Below are 25,968 nucleotides of genomic sequence, written 5' to 3'. Positions count from 1 at the left end.
ATGGAGAAGTAGGTTCTATGGACAGTATCCTTTGGTTTCTCTTGATCGGAGCCCTGGCGGGTTGGCTGGCAGGGAATATTCGACGCGGTTACGGATTTGGATTGATAGGCAACATAATCGTTGGTGTTTGCGGGGCATTTTTTGGCGGGTTCCTCTTCGATTTGCTTGGCCTGTCGGCTACAGGTCTTTTGGGAAGTTTGTTGATGGCTACCGTTGGGGCTTTGGTTTTGTTGGCGTTAATTGGCTTCGTTCGTCAGGCTTGATCTTTAAGATGGCCCGCAAGGGCTTGTGTTTCCGTTGGGATCTTGATCGAACATTTAATCGAACATTTACCGGAGAATTTTTATGAGCATTCGTGTTCTTTCGGCAGCGATGATTGGCTTAGCCATCCCCAGCTTGGGTCTGTTGACAATGCCATCTGCTTCTGCCCAGCACTTGTTTGATTTGGGAGTGCGCCAACTGCAGCCGGGCACCATCATTCCCGTCCAGAGCTTCAAGGGAGAAGAGCCCCAGTACTTCAGTCCCAACAGCACCCACCCACTTACCCTGCGGGTGGCTCAGGACATCTACAACGGCAGCGGCCAATTGGCGATTCCAGCAGGCAGTGAGGTGCGAGGCAGCTTGCGACCGACTCAGGGAGGGGCCAGGTTCTTCGGCACAGCTTTGATTGCCAATGGGCGACTTTACTCGGTGCAGATGTCTTCTGATTTGATCCACTGATTTGATCCACACTGAGAAAGACCCGCGCCACTATTCTGCCGAAGCGATTGCTCAAGATGCAGCCGTTGGTGCTGTGGGGGGTACGGTGCTGGGCTTGCTCACAGGAGGCGTTTCTGCTTTAGGGGTTATTGGCGGAGCTGGAGCCGGAGTGGCGGTGGGCAATATCACGGCACCTCAAGTCGTGGTGTTGCGCCCTAACCAAACGATTAACTTGGCTTTGGACAGTCCGGTGCGTCTGTGATCGACAAATTTTTGATCTGGTTTTGATTTGGTTTGATCTGGAAGCAAAAAGGATCCCGGTTTTAGGCCGGGATCCCTGTTTGGTTTTAGGGATTTTTTCGAGGAACACCACCTTCAGTGCAAGTAGGTGTAGGCCCGCAGATTGTCTTCAAAGTGCTGCTGCAAGGCGCGGGCTTGATCCAGCGTGATCTGCCCTCGCTGCAGGGCGGTCTCGGTGGCGTGGTGGAGGGTCTCCACCAGATCTTCGCTGTTGTACTGCACCCAGCTCAGCACCTCGCCGATGGTGTCCCCCTTGATGACTTGGGAAACGTGGTAGCCGCCGGGGCGGGAGCGAATATGCACCGCGTTGGTATCGCCAAACAGGTTGTGCAGATCCCCTAGGATCTCCTGGTAGGCACCCCCCAGAAACACCCCCAGCAGGTAGGGATGTCCGTTGGGGTCGTGCAGCGGCAAGACCGAGGTGATCTGCCCATCTTCGCCGAAGAAGCGGTTGATCTTGCCGTCGCTGTCGCAGGTGAGATCGGCCAGGGTGGCCCATTGGCGTGGCTCCTCATCCAGACGATGAATCGGCATGATGGGGAAGACCTGGTCGATGGCCCAGCTATCCGGCAGGGATTGGAATAGAGAGAAATTGCCGTAGTAGATGCTGGCCAACATTTCGTCCAGATCCAAGAGATCCACCGCCACCGGATGCCCCGCTTGGTGCTGCTCGTAGGCCAAGGTGCAGATCTTGTCGGAGCAGTTCCAAAACAGGCGTTCCACCTCGGCCCGCTCCTGCAAGCTGAGGGATCCCTCGGTGAACTGACGCAGAGCAGCCTCCTTCAGCTCCTGACAACGGCGATAGTTGACCACCAGAGTATCGGGCTGGATTTGGTAGTAAAGCTGGTTTAGCTTCTGGATCACCTCCGCATCGGAAGTGAGCTGGGTGGGCATCGGGTAGGGGCTGGCAGCGTTGACATCTTGCACGTCAAACACCAGCACCGACTGGTGGGACATCAGGGCGCGTCCGCTTTCGGTCACCAGTACCGGCGGCTGGATCCCGTGGGGTTCCAGGGCGGTGAGCACGGTCTGCACCACGGTGGCGGCGTAGTCCTCCATGCTGTAGCTCTGGGAAAAAGGATTGGGGGACTGGGATCCGTCGTAATCGACCCCCAAGCCACCGCCGATATCCAGGTAGCCCATGGGTGCCCCCAGCTTGGTGAGTTCGATGTAGATTTGGCTGGCCTCCCGCACGGCCCGTCCATGCACGCTCACCATCGAGATCTGGGAGCCGATGTGGTAGTGCAGCAGGCGCAGACAATGCAGCTTGCCCGCTTCCCGCAGCCGTTCCACCACTTGCAAAATCTCGGTGGCCGTGAGGCCGAACTTAGCCCGATCCCCAGCCGAGGTGCCCCAGCGTCCACTGCCCTGGGCGGAGAGCTTGGCCCGCACCCCCAAGATGGGGTCGATGCCCAGTTGGTCGGCAGCCTGCAGCGCCAGCTCCAGCTCTTGCAGCCGCTCCAAAACGATGATCGGGGTGCGCCCCAGCCGCTGGGCCAAGAGGGCCGTCTCCATAAAGTCGCGGTCTTTGTAGCCGTTGCAGATCAACAAAGCCCCAGGAGTATCCAGCAGAGCCAGGGCAATCAACAGCTCCGGCTTGGATCCCGCCTCCAGGCCAAAGTGGTAGGCGCGACCGTGTTTCACCACTTCCTCCACCAGGTGGCGCTGCTGGTTCACCTTGACGGGATAGACCCCTCGATACACGTTGGGGTAGCCAAAGCGCTGGATGGCCTGCTGAAAGCTCTCGCAAATTTGCCGCATGCGGTCGGCCACGATCTCGGGAAAGCGAATCAAGAGGGGCAACTGCAGGCCCCGCGCCACCAGATCCATCACCAAGTGGTACAGGTCAATGCCCGGTTCCTGCTGCTGTAAGCCCTGTGGGGTCACCTCCACATGACCGGCGGCGTTGATACGGAAGTAGGGATCCCCCCAACCTGAGATGCGATAGAGCTTTTCGCTGTCTCGCAGTGTCCAGGGAGAACGAGTCAAAGTCGGCATAGTAGTCCCCCCGATACCGAGATGTGAACAGCGCAGGATTTCTGCACAGAATTCAGAATATATTGCCTTATTCCAGAATATGTCAAGATTTTTCTGGTGCGGGGGGACTCAGGCCCAAAAACCGCTAAGCCTTGCCAGACAAGGCTTTGGCTTGAGGATCTCTGTGCAACTGCCGCAAAACTCAGCTCGCTCAATCTCTTGTTTGCGCTGTTTTTCTTTGTTTTTCTCTTGAATTCTCCATTTTCTGTCTTTCCTTTCTGGACTTGGGTTGGATCCTGAGTTTTGCTGGGAAGCGTAGCGAGGAATACGGGGATGGCGCAGAGGGAAAAGACAGCCACCTGGGGAAAGTGGGCCACGCACGGGATCCCACTGGCAACCCTTGACAGGGCCCCGTGGGCAAGACAAGGATCGGGGCGGTGACCTCGGAGAACCTGAACCATGGCTCAACTGCCCCGCTTCCGTCGCCGAGAAGTGTTGCTTTCTTTATTGGCCACCGGCGCTACCTTGAGCGCCTGCCAAAGGGGATCCCGTTCTGACCAACCCAGCGGCAGGGATCCTGTTCCTGCCTCCCGCAGCCAGTCCTCCGACAAAGTTTTGCTGATCAACGGAGCCGGGGCCACCTTTCCGGCTCCTCTTTATTTGCGCTGGTTTTCCGATTACCGCCAGGTGGATCCCAAGGTGGAGATCAATTTCCAACCGGTGGGCAGCGCCGCTGGGATCCGGCAATTTATTGACCAGACAGTGGACTTTGCCGCCAGTGATGTGGCCATGACCGATGCCGAGATCGCCGAGGTGAAGCGGGGTGTGGTGATGATCCCGATGACCGCAGGCAGCATTGCCGTAGGCTACAACCTGCCGGGGATCCCTTCTGGACTCAAGCTGTCTCGACCCGTTTTGGTGAAGATCTTTCGCGGCCAAATCGACCAGTGGCGGGATCCGGAGATCCTGGCCCTGAACCCGGAGCTAACCATTCCCGATCTGCCCATCACCGTCTGCTACCGCTCCGATGGCAGCGGCACCACCGATACCTTTACCCGCCACCTGGCGGCCATCGATCCGGCTTGGGCCTCGGAAGTCGGTGTTGGCATGTCGCTAGAGTGGCCGGTGGGCATTGGGGTAAAGGGCAACGAGGGCATGAGCGCCCAAATGCTCCTCAGCGAAGGGGTGATCGGCTACGTGGAGTCGGTCTATGCCCGCGAGCTGGATCTGTCGGTGGCAGCTCTGGAGAACCGCCGCGGCGAGTTCATTCTCCCCTCCCCGGAAGCCTCGGCCCTGGCCTTGAGCGAAATTGAGCTGCCGGAAAACCTGCGGGCTTTTGTGCCGGATCCCGCTGGCCCTGGAGCGTATCCCATCGTCACCTACACCTGGATCCTGACCTACCGCCGGTACTCGGATCCCGCCATGGCCGCCGCCCTGCAAGCTGTGCTCCGCTGGGCCCTTACCGAAGGACAAGCCCTGGCCGAGGAGATGGGCTACCTGCCCCTGGCCGCAACCGTTGTGAACCGCGGCCTGGAGGCGCTGCAGCTTATCCAGAGCTAGCCTGGCAGCAGTCCCCCAAGAGTTGCCAATAGCTGCCAACCCAGGCCATACCCCAAGCGGCACCGAAAGCAAGGCTGCTGCAGGTACGGAGATCCGTAACCGGTCTGCCCTTCAGCCCCGAGAAATGGGCGGCATTCTCGCCCTGGCCTCGCCAACCAGCTGGTTAGGATCGACCCAGGAAGTGACCAAGCATCTGCCGGATTTTCACAGATTGGCTGCCCAAGCTACTTCACACAGGCTGGCGGCGGTAACCGAAGCAATGTACTCAAGAAGAGGAGAATAAGGAGCCGATGGGAAAAGTTGTAGGAATTGACCTGGGCACAACCAACTCGGTTGTCGCCGTAATGGAGGGGGGTGTCCCCACCGTCATCGCCAATGCTGAGGGTACTCGCACCACACCCTCGGTGGTCGCCTTCACCAAAGATGGAGAGCGCCTGGTGGGCCAAATGGCCCGCCGCCAAGCGGTGCTCAACCCCGAAAACACGTTCTACTCCGTTAAGCGGTTCATCGGTCGCAAGTACGATGAGCTGAATGCCGATTCCAAGCGGGTCTCCTACCAGGTGCGGCGGGACGAGCGGGGCAATGTCAAGTTATACGCCCCCCGCCTGAACAAGGAATTTGCGCCGGAAGAGATTTCGGCCATGGTGCTGCGCAAGCTAGCGGATGATGCCAGCCGCTACCTGGGCCAACCGGTCACCCAAGCGGTGATCACGGTTCCTGCTTACTTTAATGACTCGCAGCGGCAGGCCACCAAAGATGCGGGCCGCATTGCCGGTTTGGAAGTGCTGCGCATCATCAACGAGCCGACAGCAGCCTCTTTGGCCTACGGCTTGGACAAGCGCAACAACGAGACCATCCTCGTCTTCGACCTGGGCGGCGGCACCTTCGACGTGTCCATCCTGGAAGTGGGGGATGGTGTTTTCGAGGTGAAATCCACCAGCGGCGATACGCAGTTGGGCGGCGATGACTTCGACAAGAAGATCGTCGATTGGATGGCCGAGCAGTTTAAGCAAATGGAAGGGATCGACCTGCGGCAAGACCGGCAGGCGCTGCAACGGCTAACGGAAGCTGCGGAAAAAGCCAAGATCGAGCTGTCCAGCGTTTCCGAAACCACCATCAACCTGCCCTTCATCACTGCCACTGCCGATGGGCCCAAACACCTGGAGCTGAAGCTCTCCCGCGCTCAATTTGAACACCTCTGTGCCGACCTGCTGGAGCGCTGCAAGGGGCCGGTGGAACAAGCCCTGCGGGATGCCAAGCTCACCAAAGCCGACATCAACGAAGTGGTGCTGGTGGGGGGATCCACCCGCATTCCGGCGGTGCAGCGGCTGGTGAGGGAGCTGCTGGGCAAAGAACCCAACCAAAGTGTCAACCCCGATGAGGTGGTGGCGGTTGGGGCGGCCATCCAAGCGGGTGTGCTGGCGGGCGAAGTCAAAGACGTGCTGCTCCTGGATGTCACCCCCTTGTCCTTGGGGGTGGAAACCCTGGGCGGCGTGGCCACCAAGCTGATCCCGCGCAACACCACCATCCCCACCCGCAAGTCGGAGATCTTCTCCACTGCCGAAGATGGGCAGACCTCGGTGGAAATCCACGTGGTGCAAGGGGAACGAGAGCTGGCCCGCGACAACAAATCTCTGGGCCGCTTCAAGCTGGATGGGATCCCGCCGGCCCCCCGCGGTGTGCCCCAGATCGAGGTCACCTTTGACATCGACGCCAATGGCATCCTGAAGGTGACGGCCAAAGACAAAGGCAGCGGCAAAGAGCAGAGCATCTCTATCACCGGCGCCTCTACTTTGGATAGCAAAGAGGTGGAGCGCATGATTGCTGAGGCAGAAAAATACGCTGCCGAAGACCGGGCCCGCCGGGAGAAAATTGAGCGCCGCAACAAGGCTGATTCTCTGGCCTACCAGGCCGAGCGGCAGTTGAAGGAGTTGGGCGACAAGATCCCGTCCAGCAAACGCACCCAAATCGAGACCCTGGTGCGAGAACTGCGGGAGGCCATCCAGCGGGAGGACGACAGCGCCATCCAGAGCAAAGAGCGGGAGCTGCAAGAGGCTCTCTACGCCATGAGCAGCGAGCTGTATCAACAGCCGGGGGCCTCCTCTGGCCCCACTCCCGGCTCAGGGAAAACCTCCGGCGGCAGCGATGATGTGATCGATGCCGACTTCACCGAGAGCAAGTGACTGCTCAGGGATCCCTCCGTGGGCCGCGGGCCCAGGGCGGATCCCGCCCTTACTTGTAGCGCCGATAATGAGGAGGGACGGGATGGGCGATGGCGTCTAGCCCGCCTCCTCATTTTCTTCAGTAGGTCGGAGGGAAGGAGCCCTTGCCGGGGACGCCTAGCCTCGTGGTTTTCTGCCCACTCTCAGCGATTTGCCTGCGGACGCCTCCATGCAAAACTTTAAGGACTACTACAAGATTTTGGGGGTCAGCAAAACGGCCACTGCCGATGAGGTGAAACAAGCCTATCGGCGCCTAGCCCGCAAGTATCACCCAGATGTCAACCCCAACGACAAAGCGGCTGAAGAGAAATTCAAAGACATTAACGAAGCCTACGAAGTTCTCTCGGATCCCGGCAAGCGCAGGCAATACGACCAATTTGGCCAATACTATCAGCAGGGCGGGTTTCGCTCCAGCCGCGATGCCTACACCTACAGCAGCAGCCCCTTCAGCCAAGACTTTGGGGGGAGCGGATTTGGGGGGAGTGGCGTCGATTTCAGCCAATTTGATGATTTTCAAGACTTCATCGATCAACTGCTGGGCCGGGTGCGCAGCCAAACCACAGACCGCAGCAGCGGATTTTCGGGATCCACTGGCAACACCAGTTACGATGCTGAGGCCACCATCCAGATCAGCATTCCAGAAGCTTTTGAGGGGGGCAAGCGTCGCCTGCGGGTGGGCGGGGATCGCGTGCTCGAGGTAAACATCCCGCCGGGAATTACGCCAGGGAAGCGGATTCGCCTGCGCGGCCAAGGCCACCCCAACCCCAACGGCGGTGCCGGTGATCTGTACCTTAAAATTGAGCTGAAAGACCACCCCTTCTATCGCCTAGAGGGATTCGACGTTTACTGCGATCTGCCCATCAGCCCCAGCGAAGCGGTTTTGGGCGCCCAGGTGGAGGTGCCCACCTTGGATGGGGTGGTGAAGCTGCGGATCCCACCTGGCATGCAGCCGGGGCGAAAGTTGCGGCTGGCGGAAAGGGGATTTCCCAAAGGCAACGGAGAACGGGGGGATTTTTACGTGGTGGTGCAGATCCATTTGCCCACCCAGATCTCCGAAGAAGAGCGAGAACTTTACGAAAAGCTGCAGCGGGTTCAATCCTACGATCCCCGCGCCGCCCTTAAGCTCTAGCATTGATATTCTCCGATATTCTCCCACGGCCAAAGCCTCAAGATTCTTGACAAGCGCTCCGCGCCGCCTGAAAGCAGGAAGCCGCCCTTCTAGCTTGCTTCCGGTAGCGGTAGGGCGGGGCTGGAGGCCCAGCCTTGGGGTCAAGATGGGGTCCTGCTGGAATCTGGTTGCGTCGGCGGGACGGGAGCTGCATTTGCTTCCAGAGGTTCCTGACGAGAGCATCCCTGGCTCCATTGCAGTTGCCGCAGGATCCCGCGCAACAAGGCCACCTCGGCTACGGTCAGGCCGGCTCGCTGGAACAGGGCGCGAAACTTGAGCATTTTGCGGCGGGCTGTGTGGGGGTGCAGGTAGCCAATTTGCAGCAACAGCGCTTCTAAGTGGTCGAAAAATCCCTCCAGCAGCTCGAAGGGGGCAAGCCTTTGAGGCGAGGGCATAGGAGGAGCAGGGGAAGGGCTCTGGCAGACGAGGGTGTACAGCTCATAGCAACAAATGGCCACGGCTTGGGCCAAGTTTAAAGAGGGATAGGTCGCATCGGTGGGGATCTGGATCTGGCGATGGCAAAGGGCCAGCTCCTCGTTGCTCAAGCCGCGATCTTCGGGGCCAAACACGAGGGCGGCAGGGCCGGCGGCCAGCAGAGCGGGAAAGGCTTGGCGGGGGGACTGAATTTGCCATTCGGGTGGGTAGGTTTGGCTGCGCCCCGTTGTCCCGAAAACCTGCACACACCCTTGCAGGGCTTCGGGCAAAGTTTGCACCTTCCGGGCTTGATGGAGCAGGTCTGCCCCATGCACGGCTGTGGTGATCGCTTCCATATCGAGGGGATCGCATTGGGGATCCACCAGCACCCACTGCCTGAAGCCCATGTTTTTCATCACGCGGGCAATGGCGCCGAGGTTGCGCGGCCCAGCCGGCTGCACCAACACAAGCCGTACCTGCGCCAGTTGTTCAGGGCCAGAGTGGGGTAATATCGGCATCAGGTTGGGATCCCCCAGAGTGCCTAGAGTAGAGAAGAGGAGCTTGATTTTGTCATAGATTGCATCCATGGGATCCGCATACCGTTGTTGGCTGAGCTTGATTTGTCTGGTGTTGGTGGGATGCTGCTGGGGATCCCCGGCGCTGGCTGCCCCTTCATCGCTGGCAGGGCCGGCTCAGGTATCGCCCCAGCTCGTTCGCGATAGCGACTCAGAGCGGTTTTCTCTGGCCGAGGCGCGGCAGCGGCTGGAAGCCATTGCCGAGGTCATGCGCTCGATTCGCCTGTGCAACCGGCCCAACTGCCGCTACCGAGATATCGCTGTGGACGTGTGGCCTGTGGACATATCCATCCCCAATGGTGGTGCCGAGCCGTTCTACGAGGGCAGCATCGACGCCATTATCGACCGTCCTTCCGGCAGCTTGGATAAAGCCCACTACCGGCTGCAGTTTCGCCAGGGGCGCTGGCAGTTGCTGGGGGGCGAAGAGGTGTCCGATGTCTCTTCCTTTTTCTTTGAGGGAGATACCTACGAGGTGTTCAGCGCCTACGGCACCCGCAGCCACAAAGCCAAGTTGGCAGATGCCAGCAGCAACCTGCGCGTGGGCTATCGGGAGCTGTATTACCGCGTTTTCGACCAGGGCCAAGAGCGTTTGCACTAGCGCTGCGGAGCACGATGAGAGGCCGGCAACACACCTTAGCCAGCTCTATTGCCCTAGAAGGCGTTGGCCTGCACACCGGCCTGCCAATTGGCTGCAGTCTGCATCCAGCTCCTGCCGGCAGCGGTCGGGTTTTTGTGCGGGTGGATCAACCGGGATCCCCTGAGATCCCGGCTCGGTTGGGATCCCTGGCCCCTGCCCATCTCTGCACCCTGTTGCAGCAGGGATCCCCCTCTGTTCAAGTGCAGACGGTGGAACACCTGCTGGCCGCCCTTTACATCCTGGGCATTGACAACTGCCGCATCGAGGTGGAGGGGCCGGAGCTGCCGATTCTGGATGGCTCTGCCCTGCCCTTTGTAGAGGCCATTGCCCAGGCCGGGATCCAGGCCCAAGATCAGCCAGCCCTGCTGGGGGTGATCCAAGAACCGGTCACTGTCTGGGCGGGGGAAGCCTTTGTCAGCGCCCTCCCCCATCCTACAGCCCGCTTTACCTATGGCATCGATTTTGCCGATTGCCCGATTGGAGAACAGTGGCTGAGCTGGAGGGAGAACAGGCCGGATTTTGTCCAGTCCATTGCGCCGGCCCGCACCTTCGCCCGCCAGCAGGATGTGGAGCTGGCCCGGGAACGGGGGCTAATCCAGGGGGGCAGCCTGGAAAATGCCATTGTCTGTAGCCAAACCGAGTGGTTGGGGCCATTGCGCTACCCAGATGAGCCGGTGCGCCATAAGCTGATAGATTTACTAGGAGATCTCAGCCTCCTGGGCTGCCGACTGCAGGGGCACATTGTGGCCTACAAGGCGGGCCATGCCCTGCACCACCGTTTGGCCGAGCAGTTGCTCAAGAGTGGATCCCTGCTGATCCATGAAGAGTGAGGGGGAGCAAGGGATCCGGTTGCGCAGCAACAACCCTGCCATCCTCAGGTGCGAGAGCGGTGCGGAGCACTTGTCTTCAAGGGGATCCCCAGGGTGGGATCCGCTTCATTCCCCTCCTTTCCGCAGCTCCCTGGGTGCTCTTTTGGCTGAGTTCTGGCCTGCCGTCCTCCCCGTCCGGGATTTGGTTTTGTCCTCTGCCTCTGTGGGTTCACCATGTCCTCTGATGTCTCTCCTCCTCCTCTTCTCTCGGCTGAAGCAGCCGCTCAATTGGCAACCGCTCCCCCCGTCTTCACAACGGAGCAGATTTTGGAGATCTTGCCCCATCGCTATCCTTTCTTGCTGGTGGATCGGGTTGTGGAGTATCAACCGGGGCAACGGGCGGTGGGCCTGAAAAACGTCACCTTCAACGAGCCTTTTTTTCAAGGGCATTTCCCCAACCGACCCATCATGCCCGGCGTCCTAATCGTCGAGGCCATGGCCCAGATAGGGGGGATCGTGTTGACCAAGTTGCCGGACGTGGCCGGGCGTTTGGCCCTGTTTGCCGGGATCGATGGCGTTCGCTTTCGCCGCCCGGTACTGCCGGGGGATCAGCTGCTGCTCTCCGCCGATTTGCTCACCATTCGCCAGAGGCGCATTGGCAAGATGTTCTGCCGCGCTCAGGTGGGAGGGCAACTGGTAACCGAGGGGGAGCTGATGTTCTCCTTGGTGGATTGATGGGCCAACAGCGGCCATCCGAGAGGCGCTCCGGTGTGGGTTTCTCGCAATTGAGATAAAGTGTTGGGATAGAAAGATGGCTCAGGGGCTGCTTGCGCCTTTCTGTCGGGATACGGTAAACATGTTGTCGCGACAGTGGGGCGTAGCTCTAAGGCTCATCTCCCCTGGAGTCAAGTCTTGGTGATCCTTCGCAGGGTTGGGAGCGTAACCACAGTTGCTGGCTAGGTCGGAAATGAGTTCGTTCGCTTCAGCGGGATCCACTCCCAACATCTCTGCAAGTGCGCCGCACCGCTCACGGGAGCGGATTCATCCCACTGCGGTGATCCATCCGAAAGCTGAGCTGCACGAAACGGTGCAGGTTGGCCCCTATGCGGTGATCGGCGAGCATGTTCGCATTGCTGCCCATACGGTGGTGGGGGCCCATGTGGTGATCGATGGCTGGACGGAAATCGGCGAGGGCAACCACATTTTTCCGGGAGCAGTTGTGGGCACCGAGCCTCAGGATCTGAAGTACAGCGGCGCCCCCTCTCAAGTGGTAATCGGCAGAGGCAATCGCATCCGCGAGTTCGTCACCATCAACCGGGCTACCAATGAAGGGGAAGCCACCCTGATTGGAGATTACAACCTGCTGATGGCCTACACCCATGTCGCCCACAACTGCGTCATCGAAAATCAGGTGGTGATTACCAATGCCGTTTCCTTGGCCGGCCATATCCACATCGAGTCTCAAGCCCGCATTGGCGGCATGGTCGGGATCCACCAGTTCACCCGCATCGGGCGCTTGGCCATGGTGGGGGCAATGAGCCGGGTTGACCGCGACGTTCCCCCCTACATGTTGGTGGAAGGACATCCGGCTCGCATCCGCGGTCTGAACTTGGTGGGGCTGCGGCGAGCCCAAGGGATGGAGGGATCCCTGCCCTTGCTGCGGCAGGTCTACCGATTTTTGTACCGCTCAGGGTTGCCTTTGGAAAAAGCGCTGCAAACACTGCGCAGCAGCCTGTGTGTCGTTTGTAACAGCGGTGCGGAGGGAGAGCGCCATGTCCTTTCCCTACAGGGGAAAGAGTGGGTGGACGAGACGGGATCCCTGCAACATCTGCTGCAATTTTTGGAAGACTCCCTCTCCCAGCCCCAACGACGTGGCCCTCTGCCGGCCCTGCGCGGGAGGGGGGAAGATCCGCCGGTGCAGAGCACTTCAGAGCTGGATGACTAAAGATTGGGGTCGGGAGCGTAGCTCTAGTGAGCCACCTGTTCATCTGCACGGGCGAGGTCTCAGGGGATCTGCAGGCCGGCCATCTGATCGAAGAATTGCTGCGCCAACGCCCTCAGCTGCGCATCACCGCCGTGGGAGGGGAGCGCATGGCTGCTGCGGGGGCCCGTCTGTTGCACTGCACCACCGAGATCAGCTCTGTTGGCATTTTAGAGGCTCTTCCCTTTGTCGGCCCCGCCCTCTGGACGGAGTGGAAGATTCGCCGCTTTTTAGCCCAAGACCCGCCAGATGTGGCCGTGCTGGTGGACTACATCGGCGTCAACAGCCGCATTGCCCGTCTGCTGCAACGGCGGCAGATCCCTGCCGTCTATTACATTGCTCCCCAAGAGTGGGTGTGGTCGCAGGATGCCCGCCTCACCTACCAACTGGCCCAGCAGATGCGGCTGATGTTGGCGATTTTCCCTGAGGAAGCCCGCTACTACGCGGCGGCAGGAGCCCATGTCCAGTATGTGGGCCATCCCCTGTTGGATATTTTGGCCGCTGTGCCCAGCCGTGCTGCCGCCAGATCCCAGTTGGGGATCCCTGCCGAAGCCACGGTGGTGGTGGTGGTGCCGGCTTCGCGTCGGCAAGAGCTGCGCTCGGTTCTGCCTGTCTTGCTCAAGGCGGCTCAGTTGTTGCAAGCTCACCTGCCTCAGGCACAGTTTTGGGTGCCCCTGGCCTCGCCCCGTTTTGCTGCCCCGATTGCGCGGGCTGCCCGCCGCCTTGGGCTCAACCTCACCCTTTTGGATCCCCAAGCTCTGCCCTTCTTCTCCCCCCACAAAGCTCATCACCTCGCCTTGGCAGCGGCTGATTTGGTGTTGGCCAAGTCGGGCACGGTGAACTTGGAAACGGCCATCTTAGGGATCCCCCAGGTGGTGATCTATCGCCTCAACCCCCTCACCTTCTGGATCGCCCGCCATTGGCTGAGGGTGTCGGTGCCCTTCATGTCTCCGCCCAACCTGGTGCAGATGCGCCCCATTGTCCCGGAGTTGCTGCAGGAGCAGGCCCAGCCAGAGAAGATTGCCCAACTGGCGCTGGAGTTGCTAACTCGGCCGGAACGCAAAGCCCAACTGCAAGCCGACTACGCCGCGATGCGGGCAGCCCTGGGAGAACCCGGCGTTCTGGCTCGCGCTGCCAAGGCCATCCTAGAGGTGTTGGATGGCGAAGCTGGATCGAAGCAGGATCCCTTCCGCCGCTAGCTCCGGTGACCCAGGGCCCGGGGCACCGCCCGTCCTCCCGCCAAGGCTGCTGTTGAATCCGCCTCTTCCAGATACTCAGCATCTGGAACTGCAGCAGTTGGAGATGCTCAAGGGACTCCGTCCCGCTAACGCGAACGGTTCACAGCGGCCCTGCTGGTTGGAGCTGCAAGAGTGGTTGCCCCAGATCGCAGAGCCCTTTGCTCAGGAGGCCCATAGCCGCCATCAGCGCTTCAGCCTTGGGATCCCTCCAGGACTGCCTGCCATTTTTACCCTGCCGGGAGTGCTAAAGTCGGTGCTGGCGGAATTGCTGAAAAATGCATGTAAATTCACCCCTGCTGAGCACCTGATCAGCCTTCAGGCCATGTACCATCCCGACCACCTGGAAATCCAAGTCCTCAACACCGGCGTAACCATTCCTCCAGAAGAACAAAAGCGGGTATTCGAGAAGTTCTATCGGGTGCCCAGCGTGGATCCCTGGCGGCAAGGGGGGACAGGGTTGGGGTTGGCCCTTGTGCAGCAGCGGGTAAGCCTGTTGCAAGGAAGCATTCACCTCAACAGCGAGGCCAGCCACACCTGCTTTACCTTGCGGCTGCCTCGGGTTCTCCCTGCCTTTGGCCAAGGCAAGCCAGCTCAGCCTAGGGTGTAGGCGTCGGGGTGGCCGGCTTTGGAGAGTTGGAAGCTTCCCCTTCCTGCAAAACTTCTTGCAAGCGGGCCCGAACCCGCTGGTTGAGAACAGGATTTTCGTTCGCCAAGGTCATCAATTCGCGGTATTGAAGCACCGTCAGCCCTTGCTCTTCAACAATGCGGCTGGCTTGGGTTTCTGTGCGCCGCATAATTTGCTCGTACTCCTCCTCGTTCTGGGTTTCCCGCAGTTGGGCGCTGGCTTCCCGAATCAGGGGATCCAACTCCAACAGAATCCGCACCAACTGTTCCACCTGGGCATCGGTGACTTGCTCTGGGGTCAGGGCTGGAGATGCCACAGGGCTGGGAGTTGCTGTGGCCGGAGCCCCCCCCGAAGTCGGAGAAGCAGTTGCAGCAGGGCCAGGCGACGGGGTTGCTCCCTGTGCCCAAGCCGGCAGGGATCCCAAGCTGAGTCCCAGACCCATCAGCAACGCGAATTTCATCATGCCCAAAACTCCCCAAACCCAGACAAGATAGACCTAAGCCCTTGAGGTGCAGCCAAACCTGAAGCCAGACTAGCAAGATGCCTGAATTCCGTCTAATCGGTTCAACGCAGTCCTGGCAGCCCATCAAGCCCATTCCAGCTTGCCGGCCACCTGGCGCGGGATCCATCCAATCCCTACGGTACCAGAACTCCTCACTCCAGGGACCCCAGGATAGACTCGCGCAAGGGCTGTGTGGACATGCTGGGGATCTGCAGTGGATCTCTTGTAGAAACAAGAAGTTGGTTGTACAGTCTTACATGCGCTGTTCAACGGTAGCCCGGCACCGGAGTGCCCCTTTCTCTCCTCGGTTGAGCAGCTCCAGACTTGCAGCATTGGCAATTGACTTAGCACTTCAGCCCAAAGGGGGTTGTCTTGAAGCTGAGCTTAGGTATATGTTCTGTTGAGTATCGTTTTTGTTAATGTTAGGCTAGGGGCCAGATTTGATGCGGATCTCCCACATCGGCATCTGACTTTCTTCGCAGGTGTCAGAGCCCGTGGATCCCCTATCAATATCAGCAGTCAACCTAGCAAACGCCCAATCGCCAGCTCTCTTTGCAGGCGATTGTTGGAGGATTTTTTGTTCGGAGAAAGATTCCCGATTAGATTTTTTTGGGCGCGTCCATAAGTAACCCTTCAAGGGCTTTGAGGGCGACTGCTGTCTTTATTGCCTTTGTAAAAGATGATAACAAAAATGGGTAAAAGTTATTGCTTTTCTTAAGCAGCGCTGATATATTCTTTGCGGTTGCGGTTGTTCGGTCATCCTTCTACAGGAGGCTTACATTGGTTAGGAGAAGAAAGCGTAAGAGCCGCCGTCGTCTGGAAGGGCGCAAGATTTTAGATCACATTCCTCAATTTAATTTGGACAGTGGTGAGGAGAAGTCTGTAACCGCTGCTCGAAAATATATTCAGGAGAAGTCTATTCAGCCCCCCGCACTTATTTTGGTGCGACGAAATGAACATACAGTTGATCGGTTTTTCTGGGCGGAGAAGGGGTTGTTCGGCGCGCAATATGTCGAGGAGAACCACTTCCTTTTTCCCAGCCTGCGAGCTTTGTTAGCAGAGGTTGCGGCTGAAAAGCCAGAGAAAAAATCCTCGAAGACCCTTGCAACTGCCGCTCGCTAGCCTCTGACCAGCTTTTCCTATTAGCAGGAGCTCAGGAAACAGCCCCCCTACCCTGGGGGGTTTGTTGCAGCCGCTCTCAGAAGATCGAAAGAACTGACCCTGTGTACGGGATCCCTCCCCACGGGTTGAGCTCCTGCTGCCTCACTCGCCATACTCGACCTGCTGGCGGCAGCGAGGGAGCCACGCGCTACCCTACAAGGGATCCCGTCGGGAGATGCCGGATGAGCCGACTGCCTCAGACCACTGCCCACATCCAAATTACCCGCCGCTCTTGGCAAGAGGGTGCCATTGAGGGGGAAGTCAATGCCAATGGTTGGGTTTGGCGCTTTTGCTGGCGCTTTCGGGCCGGGGAACTCAGAGTGGAGCCTTCTGTGGGGCGGGCTTTGATTTGCGAGCCCTTGAGCCGTTTTCTGGAAAAATCCGACTATCTGCTGGAACCGGGCAGCAACTACTCGTTTGTGATTCGCAGCAGCTTGTGAACTCTCAATCTGAGCAGATCTGAGCAGAGCTTTTGCCCAGCACCAAAGACCGGGGCTGAGCAATGGAAGGCACCTGCTACGGTGACCCAGAAACCAGGTCTCAAGCCCCGTGAGCGAAGAGTGCCTCCCCTCTCACTCCTGTCGCGCCCAAGCTGTTCGCACTTGAAAGAATCCTCGCCCTCTAGGCAGGGGGGTAGTCAATAAAGCTGCAGCAGCCTTTGGTCTTCGGCGGGGGAGGAGGCACATCCAGAGCTGGGTTGCACTCAAAGAAGCCCAGGGGCTTGAGCATAAAGCCGATGTAGCTAGCCGGCATCACTGGCCAGTCCTCGGTGCGGGGGAAGTGATTGCAGCCAAAGCTATACCAGAGCACCAGGCGGGTGTTTTCCAGGGAGCGGTTCGCTTGCGTCCATTGCACCAGCCCTTCGCCACCGGGATGTTGGTTGGGGTAGTTCCCTGCTGGGAACTTCTCGCCGGGATGGTAGGGCGTGGCCCAGAGGTGGTGGGCCAGGTATCCTGCCCGTCGGTACAGCCAAGAGTCGGGGTGGGCCAAAAGCTGGACGTTTTCCCCCGGCATCAGTTTGTAGGCCACCGGCTGTCCCAGGCGGTTGTGGCGATTGGGGTTGACAATCTTCCAGTAGCGACCTCGCAAGGGATCCACCGTTTGCTTGGCCTCCTGCTCGGTTTTGAGCAGGGTGGAGCGGGCGCGAAAGGCGTTGCCGTGAGGGTTATCCGGCCCCAGAGGCAGAGGTTCTGCATGCACTTCATAGAGGGAGTTGCACGGCCCATCCACCGCCATATCGAGGCGGACAGTGAAAAAGTGCTGGTGGTTGAGGCCAGACAATTGGGGTGCCACCAAGACGCCAAACTCCGGCTCTTCCCCCGGCAACGTGGCGCAAGTGTTGATGATGCCGGTGAGCTTGGCTTCAAACTCCAGCGTGCCATCCTGGTAGAAGTACCAGAAAAAGCCGTAGTCGTAGTTGCCAATGGTGGTGAAAAAGGAAAGCACCAACCGCCGCGAGCGCCGCACCTGCGCCCGTTCCGTGCGCCAGTCGGTGTGCTTCCAGAGCACCCCAAAGTCCTCCTCGTGCATACAGACGGCATTTTTCAAAAGCATGGGCTCACCGCTGTTGGTGGGCAACCAGGCATCGAAGTAGTAGATCTCTCCCAAGCAGTCGCAGCCCAGCTGCAGGGAATTGGCCTGCATGCCAATGCCGTATTCCCCCACATCAAAGGCATTTTTGCGACAGTGGGGATCCCGCGGATCCCCGTAGGGCACCACCATCTCGGCTACCGAGGCGCGGTAGAGAATGGGGCGAAGGCGGCCTTGATCCTCGTAGCTCACCTGGTGGAGGACGAGCCCCTCTCGCGGGTTAAAGCTGATGCGCAGATCCCACTTCTGCCAGCGGATGTGGTGGCCGTCCACCTGGAAGCTCACCCCTTGGGGCTGAGTGATTTCTAGCGGCTTCAAGTCTTGGCGAAAATCTTTGAAAAACAGCTCGTCGAAGTTACCGGACTCCGGCGGCAAGGGCCACAGACCCCGATCCTCCACCTTGACAACTTGCATGCGGTTGAGGTCAATCCAGGGGTAGAGCCCCTCGATGGGGCGGGCATAGCCGTTGTCGCAAGGGGAAGTACGTAGGAAACAAAAGCCTCGCACCAGCCGCCGCCCTTCTTCTTCCGGGATCCCGAAGTAGCCCACCGTCCAGTAGTCCACCATCACCAAATCCACATCGGCAATCCCCCGCCGCTGCAGAGCCGCCAAAAATTGGGGATCCTCCTTGAGCAGGCGGTCGCAGGCGTACACCTCATCGTCGAGCAGAGGGGGCTGCACGCCCGGAACGAGCTGCCAAGAGCGCACCTGCTGTGTTGACAGAGAGACCACGGCTTCGTAGGTGTTGCCACTGGCCGGATCCAACAGCACCACGAAAGCCTGCCGATCCCACGGCTGCCCCGGCTGCCACGCTTCCATCCAAGGCCGCTCCGGCTCTTGTAGCTGGATGGTTACAAAGCGCCCCTGAGAACTGAGGGGCCGTTGCCGGCGCAGGATCTGCACCACTTGCCGCATCTCCTCAGCACTGAGGGGATCCAAGGGGTGGCCTTGGGACAATGAAGCCTGGCCAAGCAAAGCAGATTCACTCGACTGGCTATGTCGATCCAAACTGGGAGAAACTTTACAAACCACAGCAATAACCTTGAATTCTTCAGTTGGAAAATGATTGAGCTGAGCTAGGAAAAAATAGGGAGAAGTCTGCTGAGAAAGGTCAAAGGGATCCCTTCGCTCGCCATGCTGCAGGCCAGCCCATCAACCCAACTCAGAGAATCCAGAAAACCTAACAGCAGGCTAAACAGACTATCCTGTTGCCATCGCCAACATCGGGCAACTTTGCATGAGATACCCGGGGAAAGGAAAACTTAAGCCAAAGCCCAAGGAAGTGAAGACAACCTCGGCCCTGCTAATTGTCCAGATCTAGCAATCTTCTGTTTCCCCGTCCGCTAACCAAATGAAGAGGGCAACGGCACCTTGAGAAGCCGCGCCAGGGCGAACAGGAAACCGTCAACCCATCGGGAAAATCTGAATACAGGTCTTACTACAGATAAACCCAAACTCGAGAGCAGGAGAAGTTTTCTGTGATTAAACGTCAGGCTTAACGTTGCACAGGAAAGCATAAAAAAGAGAAAACGCTTCACGCAGGCTAAGGGCAGGATCACACCGAGAAAGCTCAACGCAACGTCAACTCTCGCAAGAGCGCAAAGACATCTCGAGGCCTGCCCTGACCCTACCTGCCAGGGGGATCCCACCACTTGGGATCCGAAATGCAACTGACGGTACTATAGCAGAGGCACCCCCCTTTCCCACAAGCCCGGCCCAAAGCCTCCCGGTCGCATCAGCAGGGTGTGACCCTAGGCCTTCTACCCGTGAAGTTGAAGTCCAGCTCAAGTTGAAGGTTTGGTGTCGGAGAACACATATCTAAATATCTAAGAGTTACCCTGAAGCCATGCTTAAGGTTAGGAATTTGTGACATACTCCCGACCCCGACTGCTGGCAGTACGGAGCGGGCTTCTCGCTTCATCGGGGAGCCTACGCAAGAACCCTCCACGAGCAGACACGGAATGTCCTACCGCGTAGTTGCACCAGATTCCGGCAAAAGCCGTTTTGTGCAACTACTCCTATCATACACCATGTGGGGGTATCTGTATCCCGGCACTGACCCTACGGGTATAGTGCGGGGCTTAGCTACCCCCACACCCCCATAAGCTAACAGTTCGAATAGATAGGATCTCCCAGGTTCTCTGAAAATTGTCCACAATGAGGCAGGGCTCATAGAATCTGGTGAGGGAGATGGCTTCAACTCGATACCGCCTGGTGCCGGTGCGGCCAGGAGACGGCAGCTTTTATCCAGAGCATCTCTATTTGGCCTTAGAAGCCACCCAACTGGGCTATTGGCAACTGGATTTGCGCACCTGGGAGTTGATTGCCTCTCCCCAATGCAAGGCCAAATACGGGCTGGATCCCGGCCAAGATTTCACCCTGGAAGTGTTTTTGCAGCACGTTCACCCGGAAGATCGCCAAAGGGTGAGAGAAGCTTTTCAGACGCTTGGGCCCAAGGCAGTAGAGGGGGATCCCAACTTTTCGGTGGAATATCGGGTTTACCAGGCCGACGGCCAGATGCGCTGGCAGCTTTCCCAGGGGATTGTGCTCTTGGGGCCGAAAGGGGATCCCGGCCAGGTTGTCGGGGTGACCCTGGATATCAGCGAGCGCAAGCAACTAGAGGCCACCTTGGCCGAGCGAGAGCGCCACTATCGCCAGCTCCTGGAAGCTCTGCCCGACATGCTGCTTTGTCTGGATCGCCAGGGCCGCTGTCTGGAGTTCAAGCCGCCCAGCCATTTTTCTGTCCCCCATCCCCCTGCCTACTATTTGGGCAAAACTCCTGAAGAGCTGTTTCCTGATACCGGTTGCACCGGTGGGGCGGAACCCATAGCCCAAGCCATTCGCGAGCATCTGGAGCTGGCCCTAGCAACCCGGCAAGCTCAAGAGATCGAGTACCCCTGCCCAGAGGGATCCCCTCAGCCCCAATATCGCCAGGCTCGCATCGTCCCCTATGGGGAAGATCAAGTCCTGATGATCATTAGAAACATCACCCCTCGTAAGCAAGCCGAGCTGAAGCTGCAGCGGCAATTGCAGCGAGAAAGACTGTTTAATCAGCTCATTCAGGCCATCAACACCTCTCTGGACTTACCCACCCTATTTGATGTGGCGGTGCGGGAAGTGGGGGCAGTGTTGCAGGCAGCACGAGTTACCCTTTATCAGTACCTGCCCGCTGAGGCCGTGTGGTTGGGCATTGCCAGCCATAGCCGATTTCCTAATTTGCCCAACAATCTGAACCTGCGACTGCCGGATAGCAGGGATTTTATGGTTTTCGATCATTTGAAACGGCTGCAAATTTTTCATGTCCAGGATCCGGAGCAGATTGCCGATCCCTTTGCCATTTATGAGAAGCGAGAATACCAACTGGGCCCTTGGCTGGTGATCCCGGTGGCTTGTCAGGAACAAATGTGGGGCGGGCTATCGCTGCGGCGCCTGACTTCAGATCCGGATTGGCAAACCGATGAGATCGAGTTGGCCAAGGCCATTGGGGATCACCTGGCGGTGGCCATTCAGCAGGCAGAGCTTTATCAAAAGCTGCAACAGACCAATGCCGAATTGGATTACCAAGTGCGGGTGCGCAATGCAGAGCTCGAACAAGCTTACAACGACGAAGCGCTACTCCAGCTCATCACCGAAGAAATTCGCTCCACCTTGGACGAACAAAAAATCTTGGAAACGGTGGCCCGAGAATTGGCCCTCAGCTTGAACCTATCCAATTGCACCATTGCCCTCCATGGCCCAGAGCGGCAGGTCAGCGTTTTGGCGGTGGACTATTTGGCCGGAGAAGGGATCCGGCGCTTTCCCCTGGAGATCCCGTTTGCAGATTTTGCCGATGTGCTTCGTCAGCTCCAGCGCGGACAGCTTTGCCACTTCAGCAATCTCCATCACCCCTGCTGGCCTAACCATGACCGCTGTACCCTGATCGTCGCCCCCATCTGTGAAAAAAGGGATCTGGCAGGGCAAGACGAGGAACTGCTTGTTTTGGGGAATATTTGTGGATCCCGTCCACCGGGGCAGATATTTACCGAGCGGGAACAACGGCTTATCCAACGGGTAGCCGGCCAATGTGCCATCGCCATTCGCCAAGCACGTCTTTATCAAACGATCCAGCGTCAGGTGCAACAGTTGCAGGAGCTCAACCAACTCAAAGATGAGTTTCTGCACATGGTCTCCCACGAAATGCGCACACCTCTCACCAACATGAAGCTGGCTATTGGGTTTCTATCTAAAGCCAACCTAACTGAGCGGGAAAGGCGCTACTTTCAAATTTTGGAGATGGAGACCAACCGCGAGCTGGAGTTAATCAACGACCTGTTGGAATTGCAAGCCCTCGAATCCGGAAACAAAGTCCTCAGACTTACCTGTTTATCTCCCCAGGAGTGGATCCCCAATCTTTGCGAGCCCTTCCGGCTGCGGGCTGCGCAGCAAGGCCAACAGTTCCAGGTGGAATGGGATCCCGACCTTTGGCCCCTCTGCACGGATGAGAGCCTCTTGTCGCGGGTGGTCAGCGAGCTTTTAAACAATGCGTGTAAGTACACCCCCACTGGGGAAAGCATCTATTTGAGTGTGAGCCAGGCTAACTCCAATGGCCGTCCCGGCTGGCTGATCACGGTGCGCAATACAGGGGTGGAAATTCCTGCAGAAGCGTTGCCCCGCCTTTTTGAAAAGTTCTATCGCCTCCCCCAGTTGGATTGCCGCAACGCCGGGGGAACGGGCTTGGGTCTATCGCTGGTTCAAAAGGCAGTGGAGCTGTTGCAGGGATCCCTGCGGGTAGAAAGCCACTCTCGGCAGGTGATGGTTCAGATGTGGTGCCCCCATCAGGGCAGCTTGTCGGAAACCCCAAGCAAGGCTTAGAGGGCAAGGCCAGCGCCTTGCGCAGGACTCGAACCTGCAACCATCGACTTAGAAGGTCGGTGCTCTATCCTTTGAGCTAGCAAGGCCGAAGAAAAGGGTGCAGAGCCATTATATCCCCGACCCAGTTCCCATTCTCTGACCCCGACCAACCTGCCTCTGACCTTGAGTTCTGCATTGTTGCTTGGGCAAATTGCGCGGTTTGACTTAGGGAGCCGGGTCGGGATCCCATGTGACCGAGCTTTCCCGGCGCAGACCCGGCCAAAATGGGTTTTGAGGTGTTGAACATCGGGATCCCCATGCCATTGCTCCCTGATCCTGGCTCAGTTGGGCGAAAGAAAGCTTCTTCCGGCACTCAATCCCTGTCTCCGGCAGCCAAGCGCCTGTTGCGCCTCTACCACGGCGGTAGCTTCATCTTTCTGGGCCTGTTGTGGCTGGTGGTCGGGATCCCCAGTCTCTGGGCTTTGCGAGCGGATATAGCCCGCCTGTGGGATTACTTTACTTGGACGGGCCTGCGATATGCCTTGTTTCACCGCCCAGGATGGCCGACTTTGGGGTTGTTGCTCTGTGTCAGCTTCACGATGGGGATCCTGATTGCCCAAAGCCGCTATGAGCTGTTCGGCCTGTATCCGGTGGAGCGTCTCATGCTGGAGCAGCAATCCCGCTGGATCCTATCCTTGCCGGTGTGGCATCCGCTGCGGCGCTGGTTGGTGCGCAGGTTGGATACTCAAGATTAGGTTTTGGCTGCCACTTGGGATCCCTGCCGGCACCGAGGCAAAATCTCGTTTGCGTGCGGCTGAAATCCCGCACAAGCACCACTTCCGAAGCAGCAGGAGAAGTCAATCACGCCCACCCAAAGCCTCAGCCTGGGATTTTTCCGAGGAAGCCACAGATAGCTTCACAATCCGGGCCAGCCGAGCCTTACGACGAGCGGCTGTGTTTTTGTGCAGGACGCCGGTTTTGGCAGCTTTATCAATGCGGCTGAAAGCAGCACTCATCGCCGCCTGGATTTCCTGCAGAGTTTCTTGCTGTGGGTTGGCGGCATAGGCAGTTGAGAGGGAGATCACTTTCTTCATCAGAGCGCGCACCATGGCTTTGGTGGCTTTATTGCGCAGCCGATTACGCTCTGCGATCTGAACGCGCTTGATGGCAGATTTGATGCGTGGCATGGTTGAAGGGGAAGTTCCAGCGAAGATCCAGCATACCATCAGAGCTGGAAGCTCCACCAGTTCCTATTGTTCTCCGATGGGATCCCCATGTTCCAAGATTGCAGCTCGCAGATCCGCTTTAACCCACCTGCCCTTTTCTACGGGGTTGCCGCTTGCGATTTGGATCGGGATGGGGCCTTTGAGCTGTTTGTGTGCGGGTTCCGCGGCTCGAATCGAGTCTTGAAGTGGGATGGGCAAGCCCTGGTGGATCAAGCAGACGACACCCTGGCCGATGCAGGGCGCATGGCAATTGGGGTGGCTGCTGCCGACTTTGACGGGGACGGGCAAGAGGAACTCTACGTTTTGAATACCGATACCTTCGGGGGGCGCAAGCGCTTTGGGGATCGCCTGTTCGACTGGCAGGGATCCGCCTGGGTGGATCTGTTCTCCCTGCCGCAAAACCAAGATGCCCTCAACTTGACCGCAGGTCGCTCTGTAGCCTGTGTGGATCGTCTCGGCCAGGGGCGCTATGGATTTTTCGTGGCCAACTACGGCGGCCCCATGCGCCTGTATGAGCTGGCCTCCAACCAGATGATCGCCGATGTAGCGCCGGAAGCGGGATTGAATCGGGTGACGGGCGGGCGGGGGTTGGTGGCCGTGCCCTTGGTCTCGCAGCGGATGGACATTTTTGCCGTCAATGAGCAGGGACCTAACTTTCTGTTTCGCAACCGGGGAGATGGCACCTTTGAAGAGATTGCCGCTGAGGTGGGCCTAGCAGATCCCGACGAGCATGGGCGCGGCGTGGCAGCGGTGGATCTGGATGGGGATGGACGGCTGGATTTGCTCTATGGCAACTGGGAAGGCCCCCATCGCCTCTGGATCCAGACCCCCGACGGTTTTTTTAAGGATGTAGCCCCCCCGGAGTTGGCTAGGCCCTCCCGCATTCGCACAGTCATCGCTGCCGACTTCGACAACGACGGCTACCCAGAGCTGTTTTTCAACAACATCGGCGAGCCCAACCGTCTGTTTGCATGGCGCTCAGGCCGTTGGCAAGCCATCGACATTGGAGATGCTGCCGAGCCGCAGGGATTGGGGACAGGAGCAGCAGTGGCCGATGTGGATGGGGACGGTCGTCTGGAATTGTTGATTGCCCATGGGGAGTCTGGCGCCCAGCCTCTCAGCTTCTATCGCCCTCAGGCCAATGCCAACAACTGGCTGAGGGTTCTGCCCCTCACCCGCCAGGGAGCCCCGGCCCGCGGCGCGTTGGTAAGGCTGCTCACCTCCACCCGTACCCAGATCCAGGCCATCGACGCCGGCAGCGGCTACCTCTGTCAGATGGAGCCGGTGGCCCACTTTGGCCTGGGATCCGAAACAGGGGTCAAGGAAATCCAGATCCAGTGGCCGGATGGGAAACAGTTGCAGGTGGCCCACCCACCGGTCAACCAGCTTTTGCGGATCCCTTATCCCCGCTAGCCGCCAATCTGAGACATGGTGCGCCGGTAGGATCCCTGGCTGCCGGTGTCCCGTCCTTTGAAGTTGATGTCCGGCTTGATGTCCAGCAGTTCTCGCACCTGCTGTCTTAGCCTTTCGGCAGGGATCCCAGCTCGCAGCGGATCCCGCAGGTTGATTTGGCCGGATTCGTTGAGCAGGCAAGGGCGCAGCCAACCGTCGCTGGATAGCCGCATGCGGTTGCATCGATTACAAAAGCACTCCGACATCTGGCTGATAAAGCCCAAGGTGCCTTTTGCCCCCGGGATTCGAAACACATCCGCCGGCCCATTGCCGGCCACAAACCCAGGTTCCAGGCCAAAGCGAGCGCGAATTCGCTGTCGCAGCACCTCAGACTCCACCCAGCCGGCCTGTTGAAAGAGGGCGGCATTGCCAATGGGCATAAACTCGATGAAGCGCACATGCCATTGTCGCTCCAGAGTAAGGGCAGCCAGATCTTCCACTTCCGATTCGTTGAGCCCAGGGATCACCACCACATTCAACTTGAGGGGATCAAACCCCACTTGGTGGGCAACTTGGATCCCGGCCCAGACCTGCCGCCAGCGATCCCGCCCCGTGATCAGTCGAAAGGTCTCGGGGTTGAGGGAATCAAAGCTGATGTTGATGCGGCGCAACCCCGCTTCATAGAGGAGTTGAGCTTTTTGGCTGAGGTTGAAGCCGTTGGTGGTAAGGGCCACATCTCTCACCCCAGGCAGGCTGCATAGAGCCCGGATGAGGTGCTCCAGCCCCGGCCTGAGCAGGGGTTCGCCGCCGGTGAGGCGAAAGCAATCGATCCCCAACGGCAAAAACACCTCTCGAACCAACGTGAGGATTTCCTCATCCGTTAAACGCTCTGGGGCTTGCAGCCACGTCAACTCCGCCTCGTCAGGCATGCAGTACTGGCAGCGGAAATTGCAGCGATCGATCAAGCTGATGCGCAGATAGTTAACGGTCGGCATGGCAACCTAGGCCAGAAACAGATGGGGCACCCCTCCCCCAAGGTGCCGAGCAACGCCGGGGACCCTT

At 58.6% G+C, this 25,968-nt stretch carries 23 protein-coding genes and 1 tRNA gene; 17 read left to right on the top strand and 7 right to left on the bottom strand.

The annotated features are described in order from the left end of the window. The first annotated feature begins 17 nt into the window (after window positions 1–17). The 3 genes from ACVWY8_RS07755 (at window position 18) to ACVWY8_RS07745 (ending at window position 961) form a co-directional block, all read left to right on the top strand. Window positions 18–263, top strand: coding sequence for a GlsB/YeaQ/YmgE family stress response membrane protein (locus ACVWY8_RS07755; protein WP_011434318.1), 246 nt, complete (start codon window positions 18–20; stop codon window positions 261–263). An 82-nt stretch (window positions 264–345) separates the two neighbouring features. Beyond that, window positions 346–720, top strand: a complete 375-nt coding sequence (locus ACVWY8_RS07750; protein ID WP_414341673.1) for a hypothetical protein — start codon at window positions 346–348, stop codon at window positions 718–720. Window position 721: 1 nt separating this feature from the next. Continuing rightward, on the top strand, window positions 722–961 hold the full coding sequence (locus ACVWY8_RS07745; protein ID WP_457394951.1) for a hypothetical protein: 240 nt from the start codon (window positions 722–724) through the stop codon (window positions 959–961). Window positions 962–1,074: 113 nt separating this feature from the next. On the opposite strand, the gene speA is transcribed toward ACVWY8_RS07745, so the two are convergent. Further along, complete coding sequence (gene speA, locus ACVWY8_RS07740; RefSeq protein WP_414349960.1) at window positions 1,075–2,997, bottom strand: biosynthetic arginine decarboxylase; 1,923 nt, start codon at window positions 2,995–2,997, stop codon at window positions 1,075–1,077. A 438-nt stretch (window positions 2,998–3,435) separates the two neighbouring features. On the opposite strand from speA, the gene pstS reads away from it, so the two are divergent. From pstS to ACVWY8_RS07725, 3 genes are all read left to right on the top strand, one after another. Further along, window positions 3,436–4,536 (top strand): phosphate ABC transporter substrate-binding protein PstS, encoded by a 1,101-nt coding sequence (pstS, locus tag ACVWY8_RS07735; protein WP_457394949.1) that lies wholly within the window; start codon window positions 3,436–3,438, stop codon window positions 4,534–4,536. A 290-nt stretch (window positions 4,537–4,826) separates the two neighbouring features. Beyond that, entirely contained in the window at window positions 4,827–6,719 is a 1,893-nt protein-coding gene (gene dnaK, locus ACVWY8_RS07730) for a molecular chaperone DnaK (RefSeq protein ID WP_457394946.1), read from the top strand. A 208-nt stretch (window positions 6,720–6,927) separates the two neighbouring features. Further along, window positions 6,928–7,887 carry a DnaJ C-terminal domain-containing protein gene (locus tag ACVWY8_RS07725; protein ID WP_457394943.1) on the top strand — a complete coding sequence of 320 codons (960 nt, stop codon included), beginning with the start codon at window positions 6,928–6,930 and terminating at the stop codon, window positions 7,885–7,887. A gap of 140 nt (window positions 7,888–8,027) precedes the next feature. Here ACVWY8_RS07725 and ACVWY8_RS07720 read toward each other — a convergent pair whose 3' ends face one another. Then, the gene (locus tag ACVWY8_RS07720) at window positions 8,028–8,858 is read right to left on the bottom strand and encodes an RNA methyltransferase (protein WP_414349957.1); all 831 of its coding nucleotides are present in this window, start codon (window positions 8,856–8,858) and stop codon (window positions 8,028–8,030) included. Window positions 8,859–8,925: 67 nt separating this feature from the next. Here ACVWY8_RS07720 and ACVWY8_RS07715 point away from each other — a divergent pair, with 67 nt between their 5' ends. From ACVWY8_RS07715 to ACVWY8_RS07690, 6 genes are all read left to right on the top strand, one after another. Next, complete coding sequence (locus tag ACVWY8_RS07715; RefSeq protein ID WP_414329482.1) at window positions 8,926–9,513, top strand: hypothetical protein; 588 nt, start codon at window positions 8,926–8,928, stop codon at window positions 9,511–9,513. Window positions 9,514–9,527: 14 nt separating this feature from the next. Beyond that, window positions 9,528–10,382, top strand: coding sequence for a UDP-3-O-acyl-N-acetylglucosamine deacetylase (gene lpxC / locus ACVWY8_RS07710; RefSeq protein WP_011434326.1), 855 nt, complete (start codon window positions 9,528–9,530; stop codon window positions 10,380–10,382). Window positions 10,383–10,595: 213 nt separating this feature from the next. Beyond that, window positions 10,596–11,096 (top strand): 3-hydroxyacyl-ACP dehydratase FabZ, encoded by a 501-nt coding sequence (gene fabZ, locus ACVWY8_RS07705; RefSeq protein ID WP_011434327.1) that lies wholly within the window; start codon window positions 10,596–10,598, stop codon window positions 11,094–11,096. A 232-nt stretch (window positions 11,097–11,328) separates the two neighbouring features. Then, window positions 11,329–12,306: an acyl-ACP--UDP-N-acetylglucosamine O-acyltransferase gene (gene lpxA / locus ACVWY8_RS07700; protein ID WP_414382304.1), complete on the top strand. Its 978-nt coding sequence runs from the start codon at window positions 11,329–11,331 to the stop codon at window positions 12,304–12,306. Window positions 12,307–12,332: 26 nt separating this feature from the next. Continuing rightward, window positions 12,333–13,541, top strand: a complete 1,209-nt coding sequence (gene lpxB / locus ACVWY8_RS07695) for a lipid-A-disaccharide synthase (RefSeq protein WP_457394940.1) — start codon at window positions 12,333–12,335, stop codon at window positions 13,539–13,541. 103 nt (window positions 13,542–13,644) lie between these two features. After that, the gene (locus ACVWY8_RS07690) at window positions 13,645–14,187 is read left to right on the top strand and encodes a sensor histidine kinase (protein WP_457396967.1); all 543 of its coding nucleotides are present in this window, start codon (window positions 13,645–13,647) and stop codon (window positions 14,185–14,187) included. Here ACVWY8_RS07690 and ACVWY8_RS07685 read toward each other — a convergent pair. Then, a complete protein-coding gene (locus ACVWY8_RS07685; protein ID WP_414374908.1) occupies window positions 14,177–14,668 on the bottom strand; it encodes a DUF4168 domain-containing protein in 492 nt (163 codons plus the stop codon). The two genes, ACVWY8_RS07690 and ACVWY8_RS07685, sit on opposite strands and share 11 nt — an antisense overlap. A gap of 819 nt (window positions 14,669–15,487) precedes the next feature. On the opposite strand from ACVWY8_RS07685, the gene ACVWY8_RS07680 reads away from it, so the two are divergent. Together ACVWY8_RS07680 and ACVWY8_RS07675 are read left to right on the top strand one after the other, a co-directional pair. Beyond that, window positions 15,488–15,829: a DUF3155 domain-containing protein gene (locus ACVWY8_RS07680; RefSeq protein ID WP_049749658.1), complete on the top strand. Its 342-nt coding sequence runs from the start codon at window positions 15,488–15,490 to the stop codon at window positions 15,827–15,829. A gap of 221 nt (window positions 15,830–16,050) precedes the next feature. Beyond that, window positions 16,051–16,308, top strand: coding sequence for a DUF3146 family protein (locus tag ACVWY8_RS07675; RefSeq protein WP_414329773.1), 258 nt, complete (start codon window positions 16,051–16,053; stop codon window positions 16,306–16,308). A gap of 181 nt (window positions 16,309–16,489) precedes the next feature. Here the strand turns inward: ACVWY8_RS07675 and ACVWY8_RS07670 are convergent, their stop codons facing one another. Next, window positions 16,490–18,415, bottom strand: coding sequence for a primary-amine oxidase (locus tag ACVWY8_RS07670; RefSeq protein ID WP_457396966.1), 1,926 nt, complete (start codon window positions 18,413–18,415; stop codon window positions 16,490–16,492). A gap of 1,233 nt (window positions 18,416–19,648) precedes the next feature. On the opposite strand from ACVWY8_RS07670, the gene ACVWY8_RS07665 reads away from it, so the two are divergent. Beyond that, complete coding sequence (locus tag ACVWY8_RS07665; RefSeq protein ID WP_457394933.1) at window positions 19,649–22,309, top strand: sensor histidine kinase; 2,661 nt, start codon at window positions 19,649–19,651, stop codon at window positions 22,307–22,309. A gap of 13 nt (window positions 22,310–22,322) precedes the next feature. On the opposite strand, the gene ACVWY8_RS07660 is transcribed toward ACVWY8_RS07665, so the two are convergent. Next, window positions 22,323–22,395: transfer RNA gene (locus tag ACVWY8_RS07660), tRNA-Arg, on the bottom strand. Window positions 22,396–22,605: 210 nt separating this feature from the next. Here ACVWY8_RS07660 and ACVWY8_RS07655 point away from each other — a divergent pair. Beyond that, window positions 22,606–23,043, top strand: a complete 438-nt coding sequence (locus ACVWY8_RS07655; protein WP_414329770.1) for a hypothetical protein — start codon at window positions 22,606–22,608, stop codon at window positions 23,041–23,043. Between the two features lie 102 nt (window positions 23,044–23,145). Here the strand turns inward: ACVWY8_RS07655 and rpsT are convergent, their stop codons facing one another. Further along, window positions 23,146–23,475, bottom strand: coding sequence for a 30S ribosomal protein S20 (rpsT, locus tag ACVWY8_RS07650; protein WP_414331315.1), 330 nt, complete (start codon window positions 23,473–23,475; stop codon window positions 23,146–23,148). Window positions 23,476–23,562: 87 nt separating this feature from the next. Between rpsT and ACVWY8_RS07645 the strand changes: the two genes are divergently transcribed. Beyond that, on the top strand, window positions 23,563–24,927 hold the full coding sequence (locus ACVWY8_RS07645; protein ID WP_457394930.1) for a CRTAC1 family protein: 1,365 nt from the start codon (window positions 23,563–23,565) through the stop codon (window positions 24,925–24,927). Here ACVWY8_RS07645 and moaA read toward each other — a convergent pair. Beyond that, window positions 24,924–25,901: a GTP 3',8-cyclase MoaA gene (gene moaA, locus ACVWY8_RS07640; RefSeq protein ID WP_414522731.1), complete on the bottom strand. Its 978-nt coding sequence runs from the start codon at window positions 25,899–25,901 to the stop codon at window positions 24,924–24,926. The genes ACVWY8_RS07645 and moaA overlap by 4 nt on opposite strands. Window positions 25,902–25,968 lie beyond the last annotated feature (67 nt).

It is taken from the genome of Thermostichus sp. OS-CIW-32, assembly GCF_054060415.1.
Note: the sequence above shows the minus strand (reverse complement) of the source record. Positions and strands in the feature narration are given on the sequence as shown.

Bases quoted from the DNA above. Each gene is read 5' to 3' on its own strand.
- lpxC (WP_011434326.1), top strand. From the start codon at position 9,528: ATGAGAGGCCGGCAACACACCTTAGCCAGCTCTATTGCCCTAGAAGGC.
- ACVWY8_RS07755 (WP_011434318.1), top strand. From the start codon at position 18: ATGGACAGTATCCTTTGGTTTCTCTTGATCGGAGCCCTGGCGGGTTGG.
- fabZ (WP_011434327.1), top strand. From the start codon at position 10,596: ATGTCCTCTGATGTCTCTCCTCCTCCTCTTCTCTCGGCTGAAGCAGCC.
- lpxA (WP_414382304.1), top strand. From the start codon at position 11,329: ATGAGTTCGTTCGCTTCAGCGGGATCCACTCCCAACATCTCTGCAAGT.
- moaA (WP_414522731.1), bottom strand. From the start codon at position 25,901: ATGCCGACCGTTAACTATCTGCGCATCAGCTTGATCGATCGCTGCAAT.
- dnaK (WP_457394946.1), top strand. From the start codon at position 4,827: ATGGGAAAAGTTGTAGGAATTGACCTGGGCACAACCAACTCGGTTGTC.
- ACVWY8_RS07665 (WP_457394933.1), top strand. From the start codon at position 19,649: ATGGCTTCAACTCGATACCGCCTGGTGCCGGTGCGGCCAGGAGACGGC.
- ACVWY8_RS07715 (WP_414329482.1), top strand. From the start codon at position 8,926: ATGGGATCCGCATACCGTTGTTGGCTGAGCTTGATTTGTCTGGTGTTG.
- ACVWY8_RS07685 (WP_414374908.1), bottom strand. From the start codon at position 14,668: ATGATGAAATTCGCGTTGCTGATGGGTCTGGGACTCAGCTTGGGATCC.
- ACVWY8_RS07655 (WP_414329770.1), top strand. From the start codon at position 22,606: ATGCCATTGCTCCCTGATCCTGGCTCAGTTGGGCGAAAGAAAGCTTCT.
- ACVWY8_RS07725 (WP_457394943.1), top strand. From the start codon at position 6,928: ATGCAAAACTTTAAGGACTACTACAAGATTTTGGGGGTCAGCAAAACG.
- ACVWY8_RS07690 (WP_457396967.1), top strand. From the start codon at position 13,645: ATGCTCAAGGGACTCCGTCCCGCTAACGCGAACGGTTCACAGCGGCCC.
- rpsT (WP_414331315.1), bottom strand. From the start codon at position 23,475: ATGCCACGCATCAAATCTGCCATCAAGCGCGTTCAGATCGCAGAGCGT.
- ACVWY8_RS07750 (WP_414341673.1), top strand. From the start codon at position 346: ATGAGCATTCGTGTTCTTTCGGCAGCGATGATTGGCTTAGCCATCCCC.
- speA (WP_414349960.1), bottom strand. From the start codon at position 2,997: ATGCCGACTTTGACTCGTTCTCCCTGGACACTGCGAGACAGCGAAAAG.
- ACVWY8_RS07645 (WP_457394930.1), top strand. From the start codon at position 23,563: ATGTTCCAAGATTGCAGCTCGCAGATCCGCTTTAACCCACCTGCCCTT.
- ACVWY8_RS07675 (WP_414329773.1), top strand. From the start codon at position 16,051: ATGAGCCGACTGCCTCAGACCACTGCCCACATCCAAATTACCCGCCGC.
- pstS (WP_457394949.1), top strand. From the start codon at position 3,436: ATGGCTCAACTGCCCCGCTTCCGTCGCCGAGAAGTGTTGCTTTCTTTA.
- ACVWY8_RS07720 (WP_414349957.1), bottom strand. From the start codon at position 8,858: ATGCCGATATTACCCCACTCTGGCCCTGAACAACTGGCGCAGGTACGG.